Here is a 15,628-nt window from a genome sequence, read left to right as displayed (position 1 = left end):
CCGCGTGATCCAGATCACGATGAGGTTTGAGAGACAGCACCCCCACCGCGAGGAGAGTCCGTGGCCACCGACGCACCACCACCGCAGCAGGGCAGCCCGCACGACGGGCCCGCACTGCCCTCCACCGAGAAGTTCATCGAGGTGCAGGAGGGCGCGGAGTTCGGTGAACTGCGCCAGGCGCACCGCTCGTTCGCCTTCCCGCTGACCTTCGCCTTCATCGCCTGGTACCTCGTGTACGTGCTGCTGTCGAGCTACGCGGGCGACTTCATGGGCACCAAGGTCTTCGGCAACATCAATGTCGCCCTCATCCTCGGGCTCGCCCAGTTCCTGACCACGTTCCTCATCGCCTGGTGGTACTCGCGGCACGCCGCCGCCAAGCTCGACCCCAAGGCCGAGGCCATCAAGACCCGTCTGGAGGGCGGCGCGTGAGCCCCGTCATGTCACAGTTCCCCCTGGCCGCGGGCGAGGCCAGCGAGCACCGGCCGCTGATCATCAGCCTGTTCGCGGTGTTCGTCCTCGCGACCCTCGTCATCACCGTCTGGGCGGGCCGACAGACCAAGGACGCCGCGGACTTCTACGCGGGCGGCCGCCAGTTCACCGGCTTCCAGAACGGCCTCGCGGTATCCGGCGACTACATGTCCGCCGCGTCGTTCCTCGGCATCGCGGGCGCCATCGCCCTCTTCGGCTACGACGGCTTCCTCTACTCGATCGGCTTCCTGGTCGCCTGGCTCGTCGCGCTGCTCCTGGTCGCCGAACCGCTGCGCAACTCCGGGCGCTACACGATGGGTGACGTGCTCGCCTACCGGATGCGCCAGCGCCCGGTGCGCACGGCGGCCGGCACCTCGACGATCGTCGTCTCGATCTTCTACCTCCTGGCGCAGATGGCGGGCGCGGGCGTCCTCGTCTCGCTGCTGCTCGGCATCACCACGGACGCGGGCAAGGTCGGCATCGTCGCGCTCGTCGGCGTCCTGATGATCGTGTACGTCACCATCGGCGGCATGAAGGGCACCACCTGGGTGCAGATGGTCAAGGCCGTCCTGCTGATCGCCGGCACCATCCTGCTGACCTTCCTGGTCCTGCTGAAGTTCGACTTCAACATCTCGGACCTGCTGGGCACGGCGGCCGAGAACAGCGGCAAGGGCTCCGCGTTCCTGGAGCCGGGCCTGAAGTACGGCCTCACGGCCACGTCGAAGATCGACTTCATCTCGCTCGGCATCGCGCTCGTGCTCGGCACGGCGGGTCTGCCGCACATCCTGATCCGCTTCTACACGGTGCCGACCGCCAAGGCCGCCCGTAAGTCGGTCAACTGGGCCATCGGCATCATCGGCGCCTTCTACCTGATGACGATCGCGCTCGGCTTCGGCGCCGCCGCGCTGATCAAGCCGGACGAGATCATCGCCTCCAACCCGGCGGGCAACACGGCGGCACCCCTGCTGGCGCTCCATCTGGGCGGCGTCGACTCCAGTTGGGGCGCGATCCTGCTCGCCTCGATCTCGGCGGTCGCCTTCGCCACGATCCTCGCGGTCGTCGCGGGCCTCACCCTCGCCTCGTCCTCCTCGTTCGCGCACGACATCTACGCGAACGTCATCAAGAAGGGACAGGCCTCCGAGAAGCAGGAGATGAAGGCGGCCCGCTGGGCCACCGTCTTCATCGGCATCGTCTCGATCGCGCTCGGCGCCCTCGCCCGCGACCTGAACGTGGCGGGCCTGGTCGCCCTGGCCTTCGCGGTCGCGGCCTCCGCGAACCTGCCGACGATCCTGTACTCGCTCTTCTGGAAGCGGTTCAACACCAACGGCGCGCTGTGGTCGATCTACGGCGGCCTGTTCACGGCGGTCTTCCTGGTCCTCTTCTCGCCCGTCGTCTCGGGCAACCCGAAGACCTCCATGTTCAAGGGCGTCGACTTCCACTGGTTCCCGCTGGAGAACCCCGGCATCATCTCGATCCCGGTCGGCTTCCTGCTGGGCATCATCGGCACCTACGTCGCCAAGGAGAAGGCCGACAAGGGCAAGTACGCCGAGCTCGAGGTCCGCTCCCTGACGGGCACCGGAGCCCACTGACCAGCTCTGTCTCCTGTGTGCCGTGCCCCGCGTCGTAGATCCCTACGAGGCGGGGCACGGCACACTCGTTGGTTCGCAGGCCTGCCGCTGTCATACCCGTCACGTAGGCTCGGGATCAGTAGGTAAGAACACGCCGAGGGAGGGGGCCCACGTGCTCATCGACACATACGGCCGAGTGGCAACCGACCTGCGGGTCTCGCTGACCGACCGGTGCAATCTGCGGTGTACGTACTGCATGCCCGAGGAGGGCCTGCAGTGGCTGGCCAAGCCGGATCTGCTGACCGACGACGAGATCGTCCGTCTCGTCCGCATCGCGGTCACCGACCTCGGCATCACCGACGTCCGCTTCACCGGCGGCGAGCCCCTGCTCCGCCCCGGTCTGGTCGGCATCGTCGAGCAGGTCGCGGCCCTGGAGCAGCGCCCGAAGATGTCCCTGACGACGAACGGGATCGGGCTGAAGCGCACGGCGCAGGCGCTCAAGGAGGCGGGCCTCGACCGGGTCAACGTCTCGCTGGACACGCTCCGCCCCGATGTCTTCAAGACCCTGACCCGCCGCAACCGGCACAAGGACGTCATCGAGGGCCTCGAAGCGGCGCGCGACGCGGGCCTGACCCCGGTGAAGGTCAACTCGGTCCTGATGCCGGGGCTGAACGAGGACGAGGCCCCGGACCTCCTCGCCTGGGCGGTCGCGCACGACTACGAGCTGCGCTTCATCGAGCAGATGCCGCTCGACGCCCAGCACGGCTGGAAGCGCGAGGGCATGATCACCGCGGGCGACATCCTGGCCTCGCTGCGTACGCGCTTCGAGCTCACCGAGGAGGGGTCCGAGGAGCGGGGTTCCGCCCCGGCCGAGCGCTGGGTGGTCGACGGGGGACCGCACCGCGTCGGCGTCATCGCCTCGGTGACCCGCCCGTTCTGCTCGGCCTGCGACCGCACGCGGCTCACGGCGGACGGCCAGGTCCGCACCTGCCTGTTCGCCACGGAGGAGACGGACCTGCGGGCGGCCCTGCGCTCCGACATGCCGGACGAGGAACTGGCCGCCATATGGAAGCGCGCCATGTGGGGCAAGAAGGCGGGCTCGGGTCTCGACGACCCGTCGTTCCTGCAGCCGGACCGCCCGATGTCGGCGATCGGCGGCTGAGGCCTCAGCCTTCGGTCCCGGCTCCGGACCCGGCCCCGGAGGCGTCCCACTCCGCCAGCGCCACGACGTCCTTCAGGAACCCGCGTACGCCGAGGAACTTGGCCAGGTGCTCGCGGTGCTCGTCGCACGCCAGCCACGTCTTGCGGCGCTCCGGAGTGTGCAGCTTCGGGTTGTTCCACGCGAGCACCCACACCGCGTCGGAGCGACAGCCCTTGGCCGAGCACTGGGGAGTTTCGGGCGACGGTCCGGAGAGGTTCGCGAGGTTCACGCGTCAACCTTAAACGCCTCGGAAATGGCGACGCCGAGCAGCCACGGGGGGAGCTGCCCGGCGTCGGTCCGTCGCTCCGACGGGGGATGCGGAGCGCTCACGCAGTATGTCACGGGGCACCCGCCGCCCGGCACCGGAACTACATGATTGATCTGAGCTTTTCTTGAGCTTTGTCGACCGGTTGTGCGCCGGGATCGGACCTCGCTCAGGCCCGGTCCTCGGGGGCGGATTCCGTGGGATCGGCGGCCGGCACCGGCGAGATCATGGGGCGCGAGGGCGCGGGCACGAAGGTCGACGGAAGCGAGGGGGCGTTCTCCCGGCCCGCGTTGGCGAAGACCACGGCGACGTAGGGGAGGAGTACGCCGAGCACCAGCGTCACGATGGCGACGTGCCGCTCCACGTTCCACAGCACTGCGGTGAGGATCACGGAAACGGTGCGGACGGACATCGAGATGATGTACCGGCGCTGCCGGCCGCGGACATCGTCGGCGAGCCCCTGCCGGGCGCCCGTGATCCGGAAGACCTCTGCCCCGCCGCTGTCCTTGCGCTTCCGCATCACACTCCACCACCCGCCAACTCGCCGGACACTCCCCGGACCGGACTGCGTCCACGGTACGCCGGGGATGCGTCGGCTACGAGACCGGGGCGGGCCCGACCTGGGAAAGCGGACTGCGCCATACCACGTACGGAGCTGTCCGACATGCGCCGTATGGCGTACGCGGTGAAACTGATCGCGCGGGCAGCCGCTCGGCGTCCCGCACCGCGCGAGGAGGCGACGACATGAGCTGGTTGTGGGCGATCATCGTGGGCTTGGTGCTCGGCCTGATCGCAAAGGCGATCCTGCCCGGCAAACAGCAGATCCCGCTGTGGCTGACGGTGGTCTTCGGCATCATCGGCAGCGTCCTGGGCAACTGGGCGGCCACGGGCATGGGTGTCAACGACACCCGGGGCATCGACTGGATCCGCCATGTGCTGCAGCTGATCGGTGCGGTGGTGGTGGTCGGCGTGGGCGACCGGGTGTGGGTGGCGCTGCGCGGGAACAAGAGCAAGGCGTAGCAACGCGAGCAGGGCCCGGAAACGGCTGAAGGCCCGGGCGCCGCCTGAGTGGCGGGCCGGGCCTTCCGGGTACGGGGCAGGGGCCCTACGCGCCCTTGACCTCCACGGCCGCAAGGTTCTTCTTGCCGCGCCGCAGCACCAGCCACCGCCCGTGCAGCAGCTCGTCCGCCCCCGGCACGAAGTCCTCGGCGGCGACCTTGACGTTGTTCACGTACGCGCCGCCCTCCTTCACGGTGCGGCGCGCGGCCGACTTGCTGGCGACGAGGCCGACCTCGGCGAACAGGTCGACGACCGGGCCGAGCTCGGCGACCTCGGCCTTCGGCAGCTCGGAGAGCGCCGCGGCGAGCGTCGCCTCGTCCAGGTCCGCCAGGTTCCCGTCGCCCTGACCGAACAGCGCCTTCGACGCGGAGATCACGGCGGCCGTCTGATCGGCGCCGTGCACCAGCGTCGTCAGCTCCTCGGCAAGGGCACGCTGCGCGGCACGGGCCTGCGGCCGCTCCTCCGTCAGCTGCTCCAACTCCTCCAGCTCCGCACGGGACTTGAAGGACAGGATCCGCATGTACGTCGAGATGTCGCGGTCGTCCACGTTCAGCCAGAACTGGTAGAACGCGTACGGCGTCGTCATCTCCGGGTCGAGCCAGACGGCGCCGCCCTCGGTCTTGCCGAACTTGGTGCCGTCGGCCTTCACCATCAGCGGCGTCGCCACGCAGTGCGCCACCGCGTCCGGCTCCAGGCGGTGGATCAGGTCGAGCCCGGCCGTGAGGTTGCCCCACTGGTCGGAGCCGCCCTGCTGGAGCGTGCAGCCGTAGCGGCGGTACAGCTCCAGGAAGTCCATGCCCTGCAGCAGCTGGTAGCTGAACTCCGTGTAGCTGATGCCCTCTTGGGACTCCAGGCGGCGGGCCACGGAGTCCTTGGTCAGCATCTTGTTGACCCGGAAGTGCTTGCCGATGTCACGCAGGAACTCGATCGCGGACATCCCGGCGGTCCAGTCCAGGTTGTTCACCATCGTCGCCGCGTTCTCGCCCTCGAAGTCGAGGAACGGCTCGATCTGCGAGCGCAGCCGGGAGACCCAGAGAGCGATCGTCTCCGGATCGTTCAGCGTGCGCTCCGCCGTCGGGCGCGGGTCGCCGATCTGGCCCGTGGCGCCGCCGACCAGGGCGAGCGGGCGCAGGCCCGCCTGCTGGAGCCGGCGCATGGTGAGGACCTGCACCAGGTGTCCGACGTGCAGGGAGGCCGCGGTCGGGTCGAAGCCGCAATAGAACGTGACCGGACCGTCCGCGAGCGCCTTGCGCAGTGCGTCCTCGTCAGTGGACTGGGCCCACAGGCCACGCCACTTCAGCTCGTCGACGATGTCGGTCACGGTTCTGGTTCTCCTTGAACGGGTCTGCTGGAACCCTGCCAGTCTATGGGCGTCAGACGCCCTGGCTGACCGAGCTCATATTGAAGTCCGGCACCCGCAGCGCGGGCATCGCCGCCTTAGTGAACCAGTCGCCCCACTCCCTGGGCAGCGTCTTTTCCGTCCGCCCGGCCTCCGTGGCCCGGCCGAGCAGGCCGACCGGCGACTCGTTGAACCGGAAGTTGTTCACCTCGCCCACGACCTCGCCGTTCTCCACGAGGTACACGCCGTCCCGGGTGAGCCCGGTGAGCAGCAGCGTCGCCGGGTCGACCTCGCGGATGTACCAGAGGCAGGTGAGCAGCAGCCCGCGCCCGGTGCCCGCGACCATCTCGTCCAGGGGCTTCTCGCCGCCGCCGTCGAGGATCAGGTTGTCGATCGCGGGGGCGACGGGGTGCCCGGTGAGCGCCGCGCTGTGCCGGGTCGTCGTGAGGCGCCTCAGCTCCCCGGCACGGATCCAGTCCGTGGCGCCGACCGGAAGCCCGTTGTCGAACACCGACGAGGCGTCGCTGGAGGCGTGCGCGAGGACGAACGGAGCGGATTCGAGCCCCGGCTCGTGCGGATCGCTGCGCAAGGTCAGCGGCAGCTCGCTGAGCCGCTCGCCCACCCGCGTCCCGCCGCCCGGCTTGGAGAACACGGTGCGGCCCTCGGTCGCGTCCCGCGCCCCCGACGACCACATCTGGTAGATCAGCAGGTCCGCCACGGCGGTCGGCGGCAGCAGCGTCTCGTAGCGTCCGGCGGGCAGGTCGATACGCCGCTGGGCCCAGCCGAGCCGGGTGGCGAGCTCGGCGTCCATCGCCCCCGGGTCGACGTCCTTGAAGTCCCGCGTCGACCTCCCCGCCCACGCGGACCGGGTGCGCCCGTGCGACTTGGCGTTCAGCTCAAGGGTCCCGTTGGGCTGGTCGTGGCGCAGCCGCAGCCCCGCCGACGTACCGAGGTAGCTGCTGGTCAGCTCGTGGTTGGCGAACCCGTACAGCTCGCGGCCGCCCGCCCTGGCCCGCGCGAACGCCTCGCCGAGCGCCGGCGCGAAGTCGGCGAAGACGGCGGACGAGGTCTCGGCGGGCGCGTCCGTGAAGTCGGGGGAGTGCGCCACGTCGCCGATCAGCGGCTGCGCGTCCTCGGCGGGACCCGCCTTGGCGGCGGCCTCCTCGGCGGCGCGCACCAGCGGCTCCAGGTCGCCCGCGGTCACGGCCGACCGGGAGACGACGCCGGTCGCCGTGCCCTCCTTGCCGTCGACCGTCGCGATGACGGTCAGGGTGCGCCCGCGCGTGACACCGTTCGTGGTGAGCGCGTTGCCCGCCCAGCGCAGATTGGCGGTGGACGTCTCGTCGGCGATGACCACACAGCTGTCGGCCCGCGACAGTTCGAGGGCCCGCTCGACGATCTCGTACGGCTTGCTGGCACGCGGGCTCATCGACCGGCCTCCTGCGTCGTGTTCAGAATGTTGACGCCCTTGAAGAGGGCCGAGGGGCAGCCGTGCGAGACGGACGCGACCTGCCCCGGCTGGGCCTTTCCGCAGTTGAAGGCGCCGCCGAGGACATACGTCTGCGGGCCGCCGACCGCCGCCATGGAGCCCCAGAAGTCGGTCGTCGTCGCCTGGTACGCGAAGTCCCGCACCTGCCCGGCGAGCCGCCCGCCCCGGATCGCGTACGCGCGCTGCGCCGTGAACTGGAAGTTGTAGCGCTGCATGTCGATGGACCACGACCGGTCGCCCACGAGGTACAGCCCCCGGTCGACGCCCGCGATCAGGTCCTCCGTCGCGAGCCCGCCCGGATCCGGCTGCAGCGACACGTTCGCCATCCGCTGGACGGGGACGTGCTCGGGGGAGTCCGCGTACGCGCAGCCGTTGGAGCGCTCGAAGCCGGTCAACTTGGCGATGCGCCGGTCGAGTTGATAGCCGGCGAGGGTGCCGTCCTTCACCAGGTCCCAGGACTGCCCGGCCACGCCCTCGTCGTCGTACCCGATGGTGGCGAGCCCGTGCTCGGCCGTCCTGTCACCGGTCACGTTCATGATCTCGGAGCCGTACTTGAGCTTCCCGAGCTGGTCGAAGGTGGCGAAGGAGGTGCCCGCGTACGCCGCCTCGTAACCGAGCGCGCGGTCCAGCTCGGTGGCGTGCCCGATCGACTCGTGGATGGTCAGCCAGAGGTTGGACGGGTCCACGACCAGGTCGTACGCGCCCGCCTTGACGCTCGGCGCGCGCATCTTCTCGGCGAGCAGCTCGGGGATCTCGGCGAGCTCCCGGTCCCAGTCCCAGCCGGTCCCGGTGAGGTACTCCCAGCCGCGCCCCACCGGCGGCGCGATCGTGCGCATGGAGTCGAACTCGCCGCTGGAGTCGTCCACGGCGACCGCGGTCAGCTCCGGGTGCAGCCGCACGCGCTGCTGGGTCGTGACGGTCCCCGCCGTGTCCGCGTAGAACTTGTTCTCGTGGACGCAGTACAGCGAGGCGTCCACGTGGGACACCCCGTCCGCCGAGAGCAGCCGCGCGCTCCAGTCGGCGAGCAGCCCGGCCCGCTCCTGCTCCGGCACGGTGAAGGGATCGATCTCGTACGAGGAGACCCAGGTCCTGTCCGAGTGGACCGGCTCGTCCGCCAGCTCGACGCGCTCGTCCGACCCTGCCGCCTTGATCACCTGCGCGCTCAGCTTCGCCATCGCCACGGCCTGCGAGGCGACGCGCGCCGCCGCGTCCATCGTCAAGTCGACACCGGAGGCGAACCCCCAGGTACCACCATGTACGACGCGCACGGCATATCCCAGGTCGGTGCTGTCGGACGCCCCCGAAGGCCTGGCGTCCCGCAGCCGCACCGACGCACCCCGAACCCGCTCCAGACGGAAGTCCGCGTGCTCCGCCCCCAACGCGCGTGCGCGCGCGAGGGCGGCGTCGGCGAGTGCCCTCAGGGGCAGTGCGAGGAACGACTGATCGATCTCGTGGGCCATGGGCGGCTTCCCCTTCTGTCATGGCACGGTGCGAGTGAGTGAACCACGACACGTGCTGTCTGTGGGAACCCCACAGACAGCACCCCCTCGCCCTGTCGCCCCCGGATTCGGCACCCGGTGCCGCAGCCGGATAGGTTCAGGACGTACCTGACCGCCGAACGAAAGGGTGATCCGTTGAGCCGCTCGGTTCTCGTCACCGGGGGAAACCGGGGCATCGGCCTCGCCATCGCCCGCGCCTACCTGGAGCAGGGCGACAAGGTGGCCTTCACCTATCGCTCCGGAGAGCCCCCCAAGGAGCTCGTCGACGCCGGCGCCCTCGGCGTCCGCTGTGACATCACGGACTCCCAGCAGGTGGACGCCGCCTATAAGGAGATCGAGGAGAAGCACGGCAACGTCGAGGTCCTCGTCGCCAACGCGGGCGTCACCAAGGACCAGCTCCTCATGCGCATGTCCGAGGAGGACTTCACGTCCGTCCTCGACACCAACCTCACCGGCACCTTCCGCGTCGTGAAGCGCGCCAACCGCGGCATGCTGCGCGCCAAGAAGGGCCGCGTCGTGCTGATCTCCTCCGTCGTCGGCCTGCTCGGCTCGGCGGGGCAGGCGAACTACGCCGCCTCGAAGGCGGGCCTGGTCGGTTTCGCGCGCTCGCTCGCCCGTGAGCTCGGATCGCGCAACATCACGTTCAACGTCGTCGCCCCCGGTTTCGTGGACACCGACATGACCCAGGCGCTCACCGACGAGCAGCGCAAGGGCATCGTGTCGCAGGTGCCGCTCGGCCGGTACGCGCAGGTCGAGGAGATCGCCGGAGTGGTGAAGTTCCTGACCTCCGACGACGCCGCGTACATCACTGGAGCCGTCATCCCGGTTGACGGCGGACTGGGAATGGGTCACTGAACCATGGCTGGAATCCTCGAGGGCAAGAAGATCCTCATCACCGGTGTGCTGATGGAGTCCTCCATCGCCTTTCACGCCGCGAAGCTGGCCCAGGAGCAGGGTGCGGAGATCATCCTCACCGCCTGGCCGCGTCCCACGCTCACCGAGCGCATCGCCAAGAAGCTGCCGCAGCCCGACAAGGTCAAGGTCCTGGAGCTCGACGTCTCGAACGACGAGCACCTCGCGCGCCTTGAGGGCCAGGTCCGTGAGCAGCTCGGCGACCGGCTCGACGGCGTCGTGCACTCCATCGGCTTCGCGCCGCAGGACGCGCTCGGCGGCAACTTCCTGAACACGCCGTTCGAGTCCGTCTCCACGGCCATGCACGTCTCCGCCTTCTCGCTGAAGTCGCTGACGATGGCGCTGCTGCCGCTGATGACCGAGGGCGGCTCCGTCGTCGGCCTCACCTTCGACGCGAAGTTCGCCTGGCCGCAGTACGACTGGATGGGCCCGGCCAAGGCCGCCCTGGAGGCCACCAGCCGCTACATGGCGCGCGACCTCGGCAAGCAGAACATCCGCTGCAACCTGGTCTCGGCCGGTCCGCTCGGTTCCATGGCCGCGAAGTCGATCCCCGGCTTCAGCGAGCTGGCGTCCGTGTGGGACGACCGCTCCCCGCTGGAGTGGAAGCTCGAGGACCCGGAGCCGGCGGGCAAGGGCATCGTCGCGCTGCTCTCGGACTGGTTCCCGAAGACGACGGGCGAGATCGTGCACGTCGACGGCGGTCTGCACGCGATCGGCGCCTGACACCTGGGGCCTGCCGTTTAGATCAGGCTGAGCTCACTCGTTCGGCCCACCGGCCGGGCGGGCCGAGGGGACCTCCACGCACGCTGGTGCGAGGAGGTCCCCTTTGCGTTTCTCACGCCGCGTCGTCCCCACCCTTGCCGCGCTGACCCTGCTGTTCACGCTGCCCTACGACGCGGTGTCGGACGAGAAGCCGGAGAAGCGGCGGGCGCCCTCCGGCGCCGCATGCCGGATCGACATCGACCGTGACCTCGTGAGCGCCAGCTGTCACAACCCGTATCCGACGATCGACCGCGTCGCCCTGCACATCGAGTGCGACGAGTGGTGGGACATCGACACCGATTCACGCCCGAAGACGGTGTTCCCGGCCGAGACCCTGCGGCTGGACGGCCGGTGCTGGAAGAACGTGCGGACCGCCTGGGTCAGTCACCTCAAGCGGGCGCCGTGAGCCGGCCGGGGCGGCAGTCGAACGGATAGCGCGCGGCCTCTTTGGCGGCGGCCTCGGCATCGCCCACCCGGATCGCGTCGACGAGCGTGGCGTGGTCCATGTGGTTCTCCGCGGTGAGCCGCTCGCCCACGTCCTCGCGCAGCCAGTCCCGCATGACCTCGCCGAGGTCCGCGTACATCGCCGTCAGTACCTCGTTGTGGGACGCGGCCACCACGGCCAGGTGGAACGTGCTGTCCGCCGCGACGAAGGCCTCCGTGTCGCCGGACGACCAGGCCTCTTCGCGCCGCAGGAGGAGCGCGTCGAGCTGCTTCAGGTCGCGCTCGGTGCGGCGCTTCGCCGCGAACTTCGCCGCGTTCGACTCCAGCGTGACGCGCAGCTCCGCGATGTCCTGCGGGTCGGCGTCCGCGAAGCGCCGCTGCATGACGCCCGCCAGCTCACTCGTCGCCACGACGTACGTGCCCGAGCCCTGCCGGATGTCCAGCAGGCCGTTGTGCGCGAGGGCGCGCACCGCCTCCCGCACCGTGTTCCGGGCCACACCCAGCTGTTCCACGAGCTCCGGCTCTGTCGGGATGCGGGAGCCCACCGGCCACTCGCCCGAGGAGATCTGGGTGCGCAGGGCGGAGATGACCTGCTCGGACAGAGCCGAGCGCTGGGGCGAGGTCAGCGGCATGACATTCCTTCGTGCGGAGGAGGTCGTACGGTAGCGAACCGATTGGACAACCAATCATCCCATGATTCTAAGATGGGTCTCATGGCTAGTGAGGAAACCCCGACGATGGCACCGCCGAGCGCCGACCCCGAGACCCCCATACGGATCGAGACGCCCGCCCCGCGCGCGTGGGTGATCCGCCTGGTCATGGTCGGCATCGTGCTCGCCGCGGTGAACCTGCGGCCCGCCATCACCAGCCTCGGTGCCCTCCTCGAAGAGGTCCGCGACGGGCTCGGGATGAGCGGCAGCGTCGCCGGGCTGCTCACCTCCGTGCCGCCGCTCTGCTTCGCGGTCTTCGGGGTGATGGCGCCCCGGCTCGCCAAGCGCTTCGGCCCGAGCACCGTCGTCTGCGCCGGCATGTTCGCCATCGCCGCGGGCCTCGTCATCCGGCCGTTCACCGGCGGCACCGCCGGCTTCCTCGTGGCCAGCGCGCTCGGCCTGATGGGCATCGCCGTCAGCAACGTGCTGATGCCGGTCATCGTCAAGCGCTGGTTCCCCGACAAGGTCGGCAGCATGACCGGCCTGTACTCGATGGCCCTCGCGCTCGGCACCTCCACCGCGGCCGCCGCGACGGTGCCGGTGACCTCGGCGCTCGGCGGCGACTGGCAGGCCGGGCTCGCCGTGTGGGCGGTGCTCGCCGTCGCGGCGGCCCTGGCCTGGCTGCCGCTCGTGGGTAAGAAGGACACGTCGACCATGGCGGCCGCCGCGTCGCCCGCCGCCGAGTCCGCGGCGGCCTCCGAAGGAAGCGGTCTGCGGATCGCCCGCAGCCGTACCGCCTGGGCGCTCGCCGTCTTCTTCGGGCTCCAGGCCACGGCCGCGTACATCACGATGGGCTGGATGGCGCAGATCTTCCGCGACTCGGGGGTCTCCGCGTCGACCGCGGGCGTGCTGCTCGCCGTCACCATGGCGATGGGCATCCCGCTCGGCTTCGTCATCCCGCGCATGGCCGCCCGGCTGCCCAGCCAGGGGCCGATGGTGATCGCCCTCGGCCTGTGCGGTCTCGCCGGTTACGCGGGCCTGTACTTCGCCCCGGCCTCCGGCGCCTGGGCGTGGGCGCTGCTGCTCGGCATCTCCAACTGCGCCTTCCCGCTCGCGCTCACCATGGTCGGGATGCGTGCCCGCTCGGGCGCGGGTGTCGCCAAGCTGTCCGCCTTCGCGCAGTCCACCGGCTACCTGATCTCGATCCCCGGACCGCTGCTCGTCGGCGTCCTCTACCAGCACAGCGGTGGCTGGGGCGCGCCGATCGCGCTCATGGCCGCGCTGATGGTGCCGCAGATCGTGGTGGGCGTGTTCGCGGGCCGCAATCGCACCGTCGAGGACGAGGCGGGCGCGGCGGCCAAGGCGGCCCCGGCGTCCTGACGGGCGGGGACAGGTGCGACACTTGCCGCATGTCGCCTGTGCTCGAGCCGAATCCCCAGAACGGCCAGAAGAAGCTGCTCCTCGTGCTCGGCGCGATGCTGGCCGTCACCGTCGTCGTCGGCATCATCGCGTCCATCGCCGCACCGTAGGGGCGGGTCCGCGGGGGTGGGGTGGGGTTAACTCCACCATCCCCTAGGGGGCCAGTGTCAGGGTGAAGTGGGTGGATCACCGGATGGGACCGAGGTCCCCGGTTCCGTACCTTCGAAGTGTCGCCGAGACCGTCGGCGCACCGCACGAAGCGCACGCACGGAACACGGACCCCGGAGGCAGCAGCCATGTCCATGTCAGCCCCCACGCCCTCCCGGCCCCGTACGGCGGCAGCCACGGGGCGAGCCGACATCCGGCTGCCGTGGTGGGCGATCGTGCTCCCGGCCGTGGCCTTCGTGGCGCTGCTCCTGCTGATCCTCAACCCGGTCGACGCCCAGGCCGTCGCGGGTGAGCCGAGCCTGGTCCACATCCTGGGCCGCGCCAAGGACCTGGTGCTCCGCTAGCGAATCCGTACGTCGTTCACTCGTGCCGGGCGACCCCGTCAACTCCCTGCGCCCGGCGGAGGGTTTCATGCGAAGCTGGGACGCATGAGCGTCGCAGAACCCCGCAGGATTGTCCTTTTCCGGCATGCCAAGGCGGACTGGCCCCAGGTCTCCGATCATGAGCGGCCGCTCGCCGAGAGGGGCCGCAGGGATGCCCCCGTCGCCGGCCGCAAGCTGGCCGACGCAGGCATCTCCTTCGACCTGGCCCTGTGCTCGACCGCCACGCGTACCCGTGAGACCTGGAAGCTCGCCGTGCAGGAAATGCCGGAGCGACCGAAGACCGTCTACGAGGAGCGGATCTACGAAGCGTCTCCCGGCGAACTGATCGCCGTGCTGAACGAGACGCCCGACGACGTGCACGATGCCGTGCTGATCGGCCACAATCCCGGCGTACAAGCCCTCTCCGAGATCCTCGCCGCGGATGCCGAGGGCGACGCCCGGCAGCGGCTGAACCGGCGCGGCTTCCCGACCGCCGCGTTCTCCGTGCTCACGTTCACCGGACCCTGGAAGAGCCTGGAGCCCGGCACCGCCACGCTCGTCGACTACTGGGCGCCGAGCGAGTAATTGCCACCGCCCGTCCGTCATACGTACGACGTGGGGCCCGGTACCGACGATCGGTACCGGGCCCCACGCATGACGTCTACGCGCCCTGTGCGTCCGCGGCCTCGACCTCTTCGCGCGTGACGCCCAGCAGATACAGCACCGTGTCGAGGAACGGCACGTTCACCGCGGTGTGCGCGGCCTCGCGCACAACCGGCTTGGCGTTGAAGGCGACACCGAGCCCGGCCGCGTTCAGCATGTCCAGGTCGTTCGCGCCGTCACCGATCGCCACGGTCTGCGCGAGCGGCACCCCCGCCTCGGCGGCGAACCTGCGCAACAGGCGCGCCTTGCCCGCGCGGTCCACGATCTCGCCCGTGACCCTGCCGGTCAGCTTGCCATCGACGATCTCCAGGGTGTTCGCCTGCGCGAAGTCAAGCCCGAGGCGCTCCTTCAGGTCGTCCGTGACCTGCGTGAATCCGCCGGACACGACCCCTACTTGGTAACCGAGACGCTTGAGCGTACGGATCAGGGTGCGCGCGCCCGACGTCAGCTGGACCTCGCTGCGCACCTTCTCCACGACCGAGGCGTCGAGCCCTTCGAGCAGCGCCACGCGCGCGTGCAGCGACTGCTCGAAGTCGAGCTCGCCGCGCATCGCCGCCGCCGTCACCTCGGCGACCTTGTCCTCGCAGCCCGCGTGCGCCGCGAACAGCTCGATCACCTCGTCCTGGATGAGCGTCGAGTCGACGTCCATCACGACGAGCCGCTGCGCGCGCCGGTGCAGCCCGGCCGAGACGACCGCCACGTCCACGCCCAGCTTCGCGGCCTTGGTGGCGAGGGCCGTGCGCAGCTCCTCCGTCGCGGTGCCGGACACCGCGAACTCGACCGCCGTCACGGGGTACTTCGCGAGCCGGAAGATGCGGTCGATGTTGCCGCCGGTGCCGGTGATGGCGGCCGCTATCGACGCGGCCGACTCGGCGGTGAGCGGGTGACCGAGGACGGTGACGTGGGAGCGGCCCGTGCCGCGCGGACGGTTGTCGCCGATGCCGGAGATGATCTCCGCCTGCATCTTCATCGACTCCGCCCAACTGTGGACGGTCGACCGCAGATCCCCTTCGAGACCGGCGGGCGGCTGCGTGACCAGGGCACACAGGACGATCCGGCCACGCGTGACGACCTGCTCGATGTCGACGACATCCACGGAGTAGGCGGCGAGGGTGTCGAAGAGCCCGGCGGTGATGCCGGGCCTGTCCTTGCCGAAGATCTTGACCAGGAGAGTGGGGACGTCCGCCGGAACGTCCACGGGAGGGGCATCAGCGGTGGGCTGGGGCTGCGAAGCGCTCATGATGGGTCTACGTTATCGGTCCTTTGTACGGCCACCGCAATCAAGGCCTCCATCGGCCAAGCACCGGTTCCGGCAAATCAAGCCCCTCCGGCGATTGAGGAGCGGGGTCCGGGGCAGAGC

18 protein-coding genes are annotated in these 15,628 nt (G+C 70.0%); 11 read left to right on the top strand and 7 right to left on the bottom strand.

The window, feature by feature from the left end:
- Nucleotides 1-60: 60 nt before the first annotated feature.
- The 3 genes from OKJ99_RS15715 to moaA all read left to right on the top strand — a co-directional run bounded on the left by OKJ99_RS15715 (nt 61) and on the right by moaA (nt 3,198).
- The gene (locus tag OKJ99_RS15715) at nt 61-429 is read left to right on the top strand and encodes a DUF485 domain-containing protein (protein WP_326016833.1); all 369 of its coding nucleotides are present in this window, start codon (nt 61-63) and stop codon (nt 427-429) included.
- Between the two features lie 8 nt (nt 430-437).
- A complete protein-coding gene (locus tag OKJ99_RS15710; protein WP_326016832.1) occupies nt 438-2,057 on the top strand; it encodes a solute symporter family protein in 1,620 nt (539 codons plus the stop codon).
- A 151-nt stretch (nt 2,058-2,208) separates the two neighbouring features.
- Complete coding sequence (moaA, locus tag OKJ99_RS15705; RefSeq protein ID WP_326016831.1) at nt 2,209-3,198, top strand: GTP 3',8-cyclase MoaA; 990 nt, start codon at nt 2,209-2,211, stop codon at nt 3,196-3,198.
- Nucleotides 3,199-3,202: 4 nt separating this feature from the next.
- Here the strand turns inward: moaA and OKJ99_RS15700 are convergent, their stop codons facing one another.
- Nucleotides 3,203-3,466 carry a hypothetical protein gene (locus OKJ99_RS15700; protein WP_326016830.1) on the bottom strand — a complete coding sequence of 88 codons (264 nt, stop codon included), beginning with the start codon at nt 3,464-3,466 and terminating at the stop codon, nt 3,203-3,205.
- 205 nt (nt 3,467-3,671) lie between these two features.
- The gene (locus tag OKJ99_RS15695) at nt 3,672-4,022 is read right to left on the bottom strand and encodes a DUF3099 domain-containing protein (RefSeq protein WP_326016829.1); all 351 of its coding nucleotides are present in this window, start codon (nt 4,020-4,022) and stop codon (nt 3,672-3,674) included.
- Nucleotides 4,023-4,246: 224 nt separating this feature from the next.
- On the opposite strand from OKJ99_RS15695, the gene OKJ99_RS15690 reads away from it, so the two are divergent.
- Nucleotides 4,247-4,522, top strand: coding sequence for a GlsB/YeaQ/YmgE family stress response membrane protein (locus OKJ99_RS15690; protein ID WP_326016828.1), 276 nt, complete (start codon nt 4,247-4,249; stop codon nt 4,520-4,522).
- 85 nt (nt 4,523-4,607) lie between these two features.
- On the opposite strand, the gene tyrS is transcribed toward OKJ99_RS15690, so the two are convergent.
- Genes tyrS through OKJ99_RS15675 form a run of 3 tightly spaced genes read right to left on the bottom strand, consistent with a single transcriptional unit; the run spans nt 4,608 to nt 8,849 of the window.
- Nucleotides 4,608-5,882: a tyrosine--tRNA ligase gene (gene tyrS, locus OKJ99_RS15685; RefSeq protein ID WP_326016827.1), complete on the bottom strand. Its 1,275-nt coding sequence runs from the start codon at nt 5,880-5,882 to the stop codon at nt 4,608-4,610.
- A 52-nt stretch (nt 5,883-5,934) separates the two neighbouring features.
- A complete protein-coding gene (locus OKJ99_RS15680; protein WP_326016826.1) occupies nt 5,935-7,329 on the bottom strand; it encodes a metallopeptidase TldD-related protein in 1,395 nt (464 codons plus the stop codon).
- Nucleotides 7,326-8,849 carry a TldD/PmbA family protein gene (locus OKJ99_RS15675; protein ID WP_326016825.1) on the bottom strand — a complete coding sequence of 508 codons (1,524 nt, stop codon included), beginning with the start codon at nt 8,847-8,849 and terminating at the stop codon, nt 7,326-7,328. The genes OKJ99_RS15680 and OKJ99_RS15675 overlap by 4 nt, the downstream gene beginning before the upstream one ends.
- 174 nt (nt 8,850-9,023) lie before the next feature.
- Here OKJ99_RS15675 and fabG point away from each other — a divergent pair, with 174 nt between their 5' ends.
- From fabG to OKJ99_RS15660, 3 genes are all read left to right on the top strand, one after another.
- The gene (gene fabG, locus OKJ99_RS15670) at nt 9,024-9,743 is read left to right on the top strand and encodes a 3-oxoacyl-[acyl-carrier-protein] reductase (protein WP_266721122.1); all 720 of its coding nucleotides are present in this window, start codon (nt 9,024-9,026) and stop codon (nt 9,741-9,743) included.
- Between the two features lie 3 nt (nt 9,744-9,746).
- Nucleotides 9,747-10,523: an enoyl-ACP reductase FabI gene (gene fabI, locus OKJ99_RS15665; protein WP_326016824.1), complete on the top strand. Its 777-nt coding sequence runs from the start codon at nt 9,747-9,749 to the stop codon at nt 10,521-10,523.
- Nucleotides 10,524-10,626: 103 nt separating this feature from the next.
- The gene (locus OKJ99_RS15660; protein WP_326016823.1) at nt 10,627-10,968 is read left to right on the top strand and encodes a hypothetical protein; all 342 of its coding nucleotides are present in this window, start codon (nt 10,627-10,629) and stop codon (nt 10,966-10,968) included.
- On the opposite strand, the gene OKJ99_RS15655 is transcribed toward OKJ99_RS15660, so the two are convergent.
- Nucleotides 10,952-11,638, bottom strand: a complete 687-nt coding sequence (locus OKJ99_RS15655) for a FadR/GntR family transcriptional regulator (RefSeq protein WP_326016822.1) — start codon at nt 11,636-11,638, stop codon at nt 10,952-10,954. The genes OKJ99_RS15660 and OKJ99_RS15655 overlap by 17 nt on opposite strands.
- Nucleotides 11,639-11,719: 81 nt before the next feature.
- On the opposite strand from OKJ99_RS15655, the gene OKJ99_RS15650 reads away from it, so the two are divergent.
- From OKJ99_RS15650 to OKJ99_RS15635, 4 genes are all read left to right on the top strand, one after another.
- Complete coding sequence (locus OKJ99_RS15650; protein ID WP_407700704.1) at nt 11,720-13,036, top strand: CynX/NimT family MFS transporter; 1,317 nt, start codon at nt 11,720-11,722, stop codon at nt 13,034-13,036.
- A 38-nt stretch (nt 13,037-13,074) separates the two neighbouring features.
- On the top strand, nt 13,075-13,185 hold the full coding sequence (locus tag OKJ99_RS15645; RefSeq protein WP_266725572.1) for an SGM_5486 family transporter-associated protein: 111 nt from the start codon (nt 13,075-13,077) through the stop codon (nt 13,183-13,185).
- 192 nt (nt 13,186-13,377) lie between these two features.
- Entirely contained in the window at nt 13,378-13,587 is a 210-nt protein-coding gene (locus tag OKJ99_RS15640) for a hypothetical protein (RefSeq protein ID WP_326016821.1), read from the top strand.
- An 84-nt stretch (nt 13,588-13,671) separates the two neighbouring features.
- Nucleotides 13,672-14,190: a SixA phosphatase family protein gene (locus OKJ99_RS15635; protein WP_326016820.1), complete on the top strand. Its 519-nt coding sequence runs from the start codon at nt 13,672-13,674 to the stop codon at nt 14,188-14,190.
- Nucleotides 14,191-14,266: 76 nt separating this feature from the next.
- Here OKJ99_RS15635 and serB read toward each other — a convergent pair whose 3' ends face one another.
- Complete coding sequence (gene serB, locus OKJ99_RS15630) at nt 14,267-15,508, bottom strand: phosphoserine phosphatase SerB (protein ID WP_326016819.1); 1,242 nt, start codon at nt 15,506-15,508, stop codon at nt 14,267-14,269.
- Nucleotides 15,509-15,628 lie beyond the last annotated feature (120 nt).

The sequence above is a fragment of the Streptomyces endophyticus genome, from assembly GCF_035798155.1.
Classification (GTDB): domain Bacteria; phylum Actinomycetota; class Actinomycetes; order Streptomycetales; family Streptomycetaceae; genus Streptomyces; species Streptomyces endophyticus.
This window is presented reverse-complemented; position numbering and strand designations above follow the sequence as displayed.